This window comes from Cellulomonas bogoriensis 69B4 = DSM 16987, assembly GCF_000767165.1.
In the GTDB taxonomy this organism is placed as follows: Bacteria; Actinomycetota; Actinomycetes; order Actinomycetales; family Cellulomonadaceae; genus Actinotalea; species Actinotalea bogoriensis.
Genome location: NZ_AXCZ01000118.1, coordinates 1 through 8,439, shown reverse-complemented (window position 1 = coordinate 8,439; position 8,439 = coordinate 1). Strand labels below are relative to the sequence as shown.

Here is an 8,439-nt window from a genome sequence, read left to right as displayed (position 1 = left end):
CCGAGGACCTGTGCCGTGCCGCGCTGGCCGCGGTGCTGGACCTCACCGGGTTCGACAGCGGGGCGCTGTGGACCCTGGACGTGGGCGCCGGGCCCGTCGGCGGGGGCACGGTGACGGTCGCGGCCCGGCGTGGCCCGGTCGCCGACGTCCTGGTCGGGATGCCGGACGCCCAGGTCCACCAGCTGCGTGAGCTCGTCACCGACCTCACCTCCTGCTACAGCGGCGGTACGGACCTCAGCCTGGCCGTCCCGCCGATGCACACGCTGCGCGAGCGCGGGATCCGTGGGGTGCTGGTGGTCCCGGTGCGGGACGGGTGGAACCTCACCGGCGTCCTGACCGTGGTGAGCACGTCCAGCGCGTACGTCGCCCCCGAGTCCGTCGACGCGATCGAGGCCCTGGTGCTCCAGGCGGGCAGCCGGTTGGCCGCGCTGCGCCGGGTGGCGGAGCTCTCCGGGGTCGCGGCGCACGTGCACCAGCTCCTGGCCCCGCGCGCCGCGGGTGCGCCGTGGGGCCCGGGCGGTCGCCGCCTGCAGGGCTCGCGGGACGTGCCCCCGGCCCGGCCGACACCTGCCTGAGCGACTTTCACCCCTGACGGGTCCCCCGCAGGGGTGTGGTCGAACGAATCGATTCGACTACTGTGGTGCACCGGCCGCAGGTCCCTCCGCGGCACCCTCGTCCCGTCGCGGAGAACCCGATGTCCAAGGCCCTGACCGTCGGACGCCCCTGGCGCGTCCTGCTGGTGTTCCTCGTGCCCCTGTTCGCGGGCAACGTCGTCCAGCAGGCCTACCAGCTGACCGACGCGGTGGTCGTGGGCCGGTTCCTGGGTGTGCAGGCCCTCGCGGCCGTGGGCGCCACCGGCAGCTTCCTGTTCCTCCTCCTCGGGTTCGCGTGGGGCATGACCTCGGGGTTCGCGATCCCCACCGCGCAGGCGTTCGGTGCGGGCGACATGCGCGCGGTGCGCCGGTCGATCGCGGCCGGGACGATCCTCACCGCCGCGGTCAGCCTGCTGGTCACCCTGGTCGCGCCCGTGCTCACCGAACCGGCGCTGCGCCTGCTGCGCACCCCCGAGGAGCTGATCCCGCAGGCCACCACGTTCGCGGTGGTGAGCTTCCTGGGCACCACCGCGACCATGTTCTTCAACTACCTGGCGGCCATCCTGCGGGCGGTCGGCGACTCCCGGACCCCGCTGATCTACCTGGTGCTGGCATGCGTGCTGAACATCGCCCTGGTGCTGCTCGCGGTGCCGGTGCTCGGGATGGGCCTGGGCGGGGCGGCCGCCACCACGGTGATCGCCCAGGGGGTCTCGGTGGCCCTGTGCCTGCACCACGTGCGGCGCAGGGTTCCCGAGCTGCACGTCCGCCGTGAGGACTGGCGCCTGACCCGCCGCGAGGTCGGCCGCCACCTGCACCTGGGCGTCCCCATGGGCTTCCAGGCGTCGGTGATCGCCCTGGGCATGATCGCGGTGCAGGTGCGTCTGAACGACCTGGGCGCCGATGCCGTGGCCGCCTACACCACCGGCGTGCGTGTGGACCACGTCGCCATGGCCCTGTTCAGCTCCCTCGGCATCGCCGTGTCCATGTACGCCGCCCAGAACCTCGGGGCCCGCCGGCCGGACCGGATCCGCACCGGTGTGCGCCAGGCGCTGTGGATGGCCGTCCTCGGTGCTCTTGCCGTCGGCTCCGTGGTGGTCCTGGCCGGCGCGGGTGTGGTGCGACTGTTCATCGGGACGGGCGAGGAGCACGTGGTGTCCATGGCCGCGTACTTCCTGCTCGTCAACGGTGGGCTGTACGTGGTGCTGGGGACCCTGTTCGTCCTGCGCGGGGCGCTCCAGGGCCTGGGCTACACCGCCGTCCCCACCGTCACCGGCGTCCTGGAGCTCGTGTGCCGCATCGGCGCCGCCCTCGTCCTGGGGGCCTGGTGGGGTTTCGAGGGCGTCGTCTGGGGCAACCCCCTGGCGTGGTTCGCGGCCATGCTCGTCCTCGTGCCCGCCTACGTCCGGGCCTCCCGTGCGCTGGGCACCGGCGGACCGGTGGTCGACCCGGCGGCACCGGCCCCGGTCGAACGCCCGGTCGCGTGCTGACGGGGCCAGGGGCGAAGGGTCAGCTGAACCGGGACGTGTCCCCGGCGCCGACCCGCACGACCTCGGGCTGACCCTCGGACCAGTCCACGACGGTGGTGGGTTCGGTGCCGCAGTCGCCTCCGTCGACGACGGCGTCGAGCACGTGGTCCAGCTCGGAGCGGATCTCCCACCCCTCGGTCATCGGTTCCTCCTGACCGGGCAGCAGCAGGGTCGAGGACAGCAACGGCTCGCCCAGCTCACGGACGAGGGCCTGGGCCACCGGGTGCTGCGGGATCCGTACCCCCACGGTGCGCTTGCGGGCGTGCGCCAGCCGTCGCGGGACCTCCTTGGTGGCGGGGAGGATGAAGGTGTAGGGCCCGGGGGTCGCGGCCTTGATCGCACGGAACGCGGAGTTGTCGAGGTGCACGAGCTGGCCCAGCTGGGCGAAGTCCGCACACACCAGCGTGAAGTGGTGCTTGTCACCGAGCTGCCGGATGCGTCGGATCCGGTCGACAGCCGTGTGGGAGTCCAGACGCGCGCCGAACGCGTAGCAGGAGTCCGTGGGGTAGGCGATGAGGGCGTCGTCGCGGAGCATCGCCACCACCTGCCCGATCGTGCGGGGCTGCGGGTCCTGCGGGTGCACGTCGTAGTACCTGGCCATGCCTCGAGCCTAGATCGGGTCGTGCAGGGCCGCCGCCCAGGGCCACGGCCGGTGTCAGGACGTGCGGCAGCGCCCCAGCTCACGGTCCATGGCGTCGTGCTCGGCGGCCGTGACCCACAGCCCGTGATCGGCCTTGACCTCGATCATCAGCACGACGTACGCGCACCGGAACCCCCGGTTCGGGGGAAGCCACGTCGCCGCGTCGGCGTCGCCCTTCTGCTGGTTCAGGGGCCCGTCCACGGCCAGCAGGTTCGCCGGGTCGTTCGCGAACTCCAGGCGCTCCTGGGGTGTCATCTGCTGGGCGCCCTTCTGCCACGCGTCCGACAACGCGACCACGTGGTCGATCTGCACCTCGGCGCTGCGCTCCCCGCGCTCGAAGTCGATCGTGTCCCCCGAGTACGGGTCCACCAGGGTCCCGGTGAGGACCACGCACCCGTCCGTCCCGGGGCGGGTCGTGATGTCCGTCAGGTCCCGGCGCAGGATGTCGTTGCGGGTGTCGCACCCGTTGCGGTCCACGTCCGCCCATGCGGGCCCGAACTCGTCCCGGCTGTACCCCGTTCGCGGCGCACGGCCCTTGACCGGCAACGACGCCAGGTCCTCACGGGCGTCGGCCAACCGCTCGGGGGTGACGGTGACGACGTACGGCTCGCTCCTGGTGCCGAGCAGGTCCGGCAGCCCGAGATCCTCACCGACGTCCGTCCCGCCCAGGAGCACCGCGGCGAGCGCGAGGCTGACGAGCGTGGCCAGGGGCGCGCTGCGCGCACCGCGGCGACGGCGCTGGGGGGAGCGGGAGGGTCGGGGGCGCTGACTCACGGCGACAGGGTTCCACACCGTCCGGGCCGTGCCGACCAGGGGACCGTCAGGACGGGACGCGTCCCGCGGGCGGTCGCACTCAGCTGCTGGGTCGGGCCTCGGCGGCCTTGTACGCCTGGGCGCGGGGCACGTAGCGGGCCGCGTTGTCGAGGAGTGCGGCGACCTCGTCGTCGGTGAGGTCGCGGCGCACCTTGGCGGGGACCCCGGCCACGAGCGAACGCGGGGGGATGACCGTGCCCTCGAGGACCACGGCCCCGGCGGCGACCAACGACTCCCGGCCCACCACGGCCCCGGTCAGGACGGTCGCGTTCATCCCGATCAGGCACCCGTCCTCGATGTGGCACCCGTGGATCACCGCCCCGTGCCCCACGCTCACGTCGGCCCCCACCACGGCCGGCGAGCCGGCCTCGGTGTGCACCACCACGGTGTCCTGCAGGTTGGAGCGGTCCCCGAGGACGATCTCGTCGATGTCGCCGCGGGCCACCGCCCCGAACCAGACGCTGGCCCGGGCGCCGATCCGGACCTTGCCGATGAGCGCCGCGCCGGGGGCGACCCAGGCGGTCTCGTGGACGTCGGGGGTGCGGTCGGCGAACGGGAGGAGGATCACCCCGCCAGGCTAGTCGGCGCGTCAGGCCCGGGTCAGGACCGCCACCAGGAAGTCGGACCGGGGCGTGAACGGGCGCAGGTCCCAGGTGCCGAGTGCGACGTCCAGACGCAGGCCGGCGCCCTCGACGTCGGCGAAGAACGTCTCGAACGCGTACCCGCGTCCGGCGCCGAACCCCACGACCGCCCGGCCCTCGGGTGCCAGGTGGGCGGCGAACCCCGCCAGGACGTCCCGGTGGGTGCCGTCGGCGAGGAACGTCATGACGTTGCCGGCGCACACGATCACGTCGAACGGGTCGGTGATCCCCTGGGCGGCCAGGTCGAGCTCGGCCAGGTCACCCACCACCCACCTGGGCCCGGGGTGGTCGGCCTCCGCGGCCTCGATCAGCACGGGGTCGACGTCCACGCCGACGACGTCGTGCCCCCGGGCGGCGAGCTCGGCACCGACCCGACCCGGCCCGCACCCGGCGTCCAGGACCCGCGAGCCGCGCGGGACCATCGCGTCGACCATCCGCGCCTCACCGGCGAGGTCGGCACCCTCCGCCCGCATCGTCCGGAACCGCTCGACGTACCAGTGCGAGTGCTCCGGGTCGGCGGCGACCTTCGCTTCCCAACGGCTCTGACGACGCATGCACCCAGTGTGGGGCATGGCGGAAGAGCGGATCGAGGGCGATCCTGGACAAAGGTGAGAATGGTTCTTATTCTCGTGCGGTGCGCCTGACGTCCGATCGGCTCCCTTTGCCCGCTCCCCCCCGTTGGTCCCCTTCGCCCGGCCGGAGACCCCGGACCGGTGTGGTGCGCCGCTCGCTCGCCGGCGCCGGCGCGATCTTGGTGGTGCTCGGCGTCGCCGCCCAGGCCGCCGCGGTGTCCGGCCCGCTCCCCGGGTCGCCGGTGGCCGGCCCCGCCCGGCAGGTTCTCGCGACCGAGCACACCGACGCGTTCTCCGTGTTCATGGACGACGGGCGCCTGAGCCTGGCGACCATGGCGGACCTGGGTTCGCGTCGCGGCGTCCGCCTGGACCCGGACGCGACCGTCTTCCACGTGACCGACGACGCGCGCCGGGCCGCGCCGACCGGCAGTGCGTTCGGGTTCCTCGGGGTCGCACCGGGCGCACCTGTGCACGTGATCCCGCAGGCCTACACACCAGGCATCCTCTGGGCCGGATGGAACACCGAGAGGGTCCCCGCGTCGGCGGTGGGCGGACCGATCAGGCTCACCGTCGAGGACGTCCGCGGGCCCGGTGCCGTCGAGATCTACGAGAGCGGCGTCGACGGGCCGCAACGACTGCTGAGCAGCCGTGACCGAGGGCTGCGCTCGTTGGCCGTCCCGGCGAACACCCACGCCCACGCCAGCTGGGTCTTCACCGAGCCCGGCGTCTACCGGATCACGGTCGGCGCCTCGACCACCACCCCGCAGGGCGCGCCACTGCGAGCCACGTCCCGCACCTACGTGTTCGCAGTCGGCGGTTCGAGCCTGGAAGCCGTGCCGACGCAGGTCCAGATCGCCGGACGTACCGCCGGCGAGGGTCAGGTCGCCCTCACCGCCGACGTCGGCTGGGCGGCCCGGGACCAGGGGTGGGCACCAGGTGGCCGTGTCACCTTCGTCCACCGCGCGGGCGGGGTCGAGACCGACCTCGGGCACGCCCCGGTCTCGGCAGGTCAGGCACAGCTGACCGCGGCGCCGCCCGGGGGTGGGCAGGTGCTCGCCCGGTTCGAGCCGACCGAGGCCCAGCTGGTGGGGAGCGCCACGTCCGCCGCGCTCCCCAACCCGGTCGCCGCCACCACCCCGCAGATCACCGGGGTCAGCCCCGGTTACGCGCCGGGGGAGACCGCCGAGCTCGCCCTGGAGGGGCACGAGGCGCTCGGCGCGGCCCGTGCGGTGTGGGTGGTCCAGCCCGCAGCGGACGAGGCGTGGACCCAGGACGGCTGGGCCCTGTCGGTGGCCGTCGACGAGTCCCTCGACGGGGCCCAGGTCACCGCGGCGCTCGAGGCCGAGGACGGGACCCGTCTCGGTGAGACACCTGCGGTCACCCTCAGGCTCGCACCGGCCCAGGAGCCGTCCCCGGCACCGACGACGTCGCCGCCCGCAGAAGCGGCCCCCGAGCAGGAGCCGACGGTCCCGCCGTCCGGCGACCCGGTCCCGGCTCCCGACCCTGAGGTGCCCGAGGGCTCCGGAGCGCCGTCCCCCGCCGGTGGTGCCACCACCACCACCGCCGCCGTGGAGTGCATCCCGACCGCCGTCACCGAGACGGTGGAGGCCGGCCAGGTCGACGTCGTCACCGAGGGCCATCTCGACCTCGGCCCCACCATCCAGGACGGGTCGCTCGTCGTCGCCGTCAAGGACGACCGCTCCGGGACACAGGTCTGGCGGTCACCGGGAGAGCTGGTGCTGCACCTCGGTGAGGCGGCCCGGACGCCGGTGCCGGCCGGTGAGGACTTCTCGTTCCTCGGCACCGGGCACGTGTGGGCGATCCCGCTCGCCCAGCGAACGGGAGTCCCGTGGCTCGGGTGGAACACCCAGCACCCCACCATCGCCGGACGGGCCTCCGGGCCGATGACCCTGACCCTGGAGTCCGTCGACGGCCCCGGCAGTCTCGCGGTGTACTCGCTCGACTCGTTCGGCGGCGTGGGCGACCGGTACTTCGGCACCGTCGACGGCTTCCCCCGTTCGACCTCGGTGCCCGTCGGCGCCGCAGGTGTGCACGTCCACGGGATCTGGGCCTTCACCGCCGAGGGCATCTACCGGGTGACCGTCGGGTTCTCCGGCACGGTCGACGGCGCCGCCCGGTCCGGTACGGCGGTGATGACGTTCGCCGTCGGTGACGTCGACCCCGCCGGTGCCGCCCAGGCCTCGACCGTCACCCGGTACGTGGGCCGCACCCCCGACGGGGAGGAGTGCGAGCTCGACGCGTCCCAAGCCGGCGGTGGGCTGGCGCGGACCGGCCTCGCCGACCAGACCCTCGTCGACCTCGGCGTCGTCGGAGGCGCCCTCCTGGCCGCCGGGCTCGCCCTCACCGCGCTGTCCGCAGTCGGGCGCGAGCCCAGGCGGCGCACCCCGGGCCGGTGACGGCCACGGCCCCCACCTGATCTGAGCAGTCCCGCACCATCCAAAGAGAGGACGACAGAATGACATTGACGACACTTCGGAGGCGCGCAGGTGCCTCCGCAGCGGTGGCGGCACTCGCCGCCACGGCGCTGGCGCTGCCGGCCCAGGCCGTGCCCGTCGAGGACAGCGTCTACGCCGACCGGACCGTGATGTCGACGGGTCACCTCGACCTGCTGTACGTGCACGTCGTGGACGGTCAGAAGAGCCTGCTGGCGCACACCGAGCTCGGCGACCTGGAGGCGTCCGAGCTGGTCCTGCACGCCAAGCCGTCCGTGGCCGCCAGGACCGTCAGCGCGATGGTCGCGACGCTGCCCGGCATGAAGGCCCAGGGGGAGACCTACTACCTTCTGCCGCAGTCGAGCCAGCCGGGCCAGCTGTTCGTCGGCTTCGGGTACTCCTCGGCGCTTCCCACCGGCACGTCCGTCACGCACGCGATCACCGACTTCGAGGGTCCCGGCGAGCTCGTCGTGTGGCAGAACACCGAGGACGGTCCGCTCCCGTTCGTCGGGTCCGCGGACGACGCGCCGTCGTCGTTCACCAGCAGCGCGAGCCATGAGCACGTCAACTGGGGCTTCACCGACCTCGGTGAGTACACGATCACGGTCACCTCGTCCGTCACCGTCCCCGGCGGGATCGCCGAGACCCTCGCACCTGCCACCTACACGGTGTACGTGGGCGAGGACCTCCCCGCGGCCGACAACGGCGGCCCCGGTGAGCCCGGAGACCCCAGCGGGCCCGGCGACACGGAGACCGTGCTGACGGTCACCGGCCTCGCGCACCACTACCACGCAGGCGGGATCGCCAGCCTCACAGCGGTGCAGGAGCCCGACACCGGTGAGAGCCACTACCACTGGTTCACCCGGGAGGGTGACGCCGGGGAGTGGGAGGTCGTGCCCGGCGCCAGCTCCGAGACCTACTCCTTCGTGGTCCGCACCGCGGACGACGGGTTGCAGGTCAAGGCCGTCCTCTACGGGCAGGACCACGGTGTCATCGCCGAGTCCGAGCCCGTCACGATCGACGTGGACGACCACGGCAACGACCCGGTCAACGGCCCGACCATCACCGCCACCCTGCCCGCGAACGAGGGCTCGCTCACCGTGAGCGTGGCTCCGGAGAACCGTGAGGTCGACCTCGGTGACCTGACTCTCGCGCCGGAGGCCGACCGCCACGTCGCGGACGGGTCCCTCAAGCCGATCAC

General features: G+C 73.5%; 8 protein-coding genes. 4 read left to right on the top strand and 4 right to left on the bottom strand.

The features are described from left to right. Both N869_RS18785 and N869_RS10555 read left to right on the top strand, forming a co-directional pair. Window positions 1-575, top strand: a 575-nt coding sequence (locus tag N869_RS18785; RefSeq protein ID WP_035061321.1) for a GAF domain-containing protein, incomplete at its 5' end; no start/stop codon positions are given. Window positions 576-694: 119 nt separating this feature from the next. Beyond that, the gene (locus tag N869_RS10555; protein WP_035061318.1) at window positions 695-2,080 is read left to right on the top strand and encodes an MATE family efflux transporter; all 1,386 of its coding nucleotides are present in this window, start codon (window positions 695-697) and stop codon (window positions 2,078-2,080) included. A gap of 19 nt (window positions 2,081-2,099) precedes the next feature. On the opposite strand, the gene N869_RS17390 is transcribed toward N869_RS10555, so the two are convergent. The 4 genes from N869_RS17390 to N869_RS10535 all read right to left on the bottom strand — a co-directional run bounded on the left by N869_RS17390 (window position 2,100) and on the right by N869_RS10535 (window position 4,767). Next, window positions 2,100-2,720: an L-threonylcarbamoyladenylate synthase gene (locus tag N869_RS17390; RefSeq protein WP_035061315.1), complete on the bottom strand. Its 621-nt coding sequence runs from the start codon at window positions 2,718-2,720 to the stop codon at window positions 2,100-2,102. A gap of 54 nt (window positions 2,721-2,774) precedes the next feature. After that, window positions 2,775-3,533: an HNH endonuclease family protein gene (locus N869_RS10545; protein WP_156968495.1), complete on the bottom strand. Its 759-nt coding sequence runs from the start codon at window positions 3,531-3,533 to the stop codon at window positions 2,775-2,777. 79 nt (window positions 3,534-3,612) lie between these two features. Continuing rightward, window positions 3,613-4,137: a gamma carbonic anhydrase family protein gene (locus tag N869_RS10540; protein WP_084136942.1), complete on the bottom strand. Its 525-nt coding sequence runs from the start codon at window positions 4,135-4,137 to the stop codon at window positions 3,613-3,615. Between the two features lie 24 nt (window positions 4,138-4,161). Beyond that, window positions 4,162-4,767: a class I SAM-dependent methyltransferase gene (locus tag N869_RS10535; protein ID WP_035061311.1), complete on the bottom strand. Its 606-nt coding sequence runs from the start codon at window positions 4,765-4,767 to the stop codon at window positions 4,162-4,164. A gap of 164 nt (window positions 4,768-4,931) precedes the next feature. On the opposite strand from N869_RS10535, the gene N869_RS16590 reads away from it, so the two are divergent. Together N869_RS16590 and N869_RS10525 are read left to right on the top strand one after the other, a co-directional pair. Continuing rightward, on the top strand, window positions 4,932-7,202 hold the full coding sequence (locus tag N869_RS16590; protein ID WP_156968494.1) for a TIGR03773 family transporter-associated surface protein: 2,271 nt from the start codon (window positions 4,932-4,934) through the stop codon (window positions 7,200-7,202). Between the two features lie 59 nt (window positions 7,203-7,261). Then, window positions 7,262-8,439, top strand: a 1,178-nt coding sequence (locus N869_RS10525) for a choice-of-anchor M domain-containing protein (protein WP_156968493.1), incomplete at its 3' end; no start/stop codon positions are given.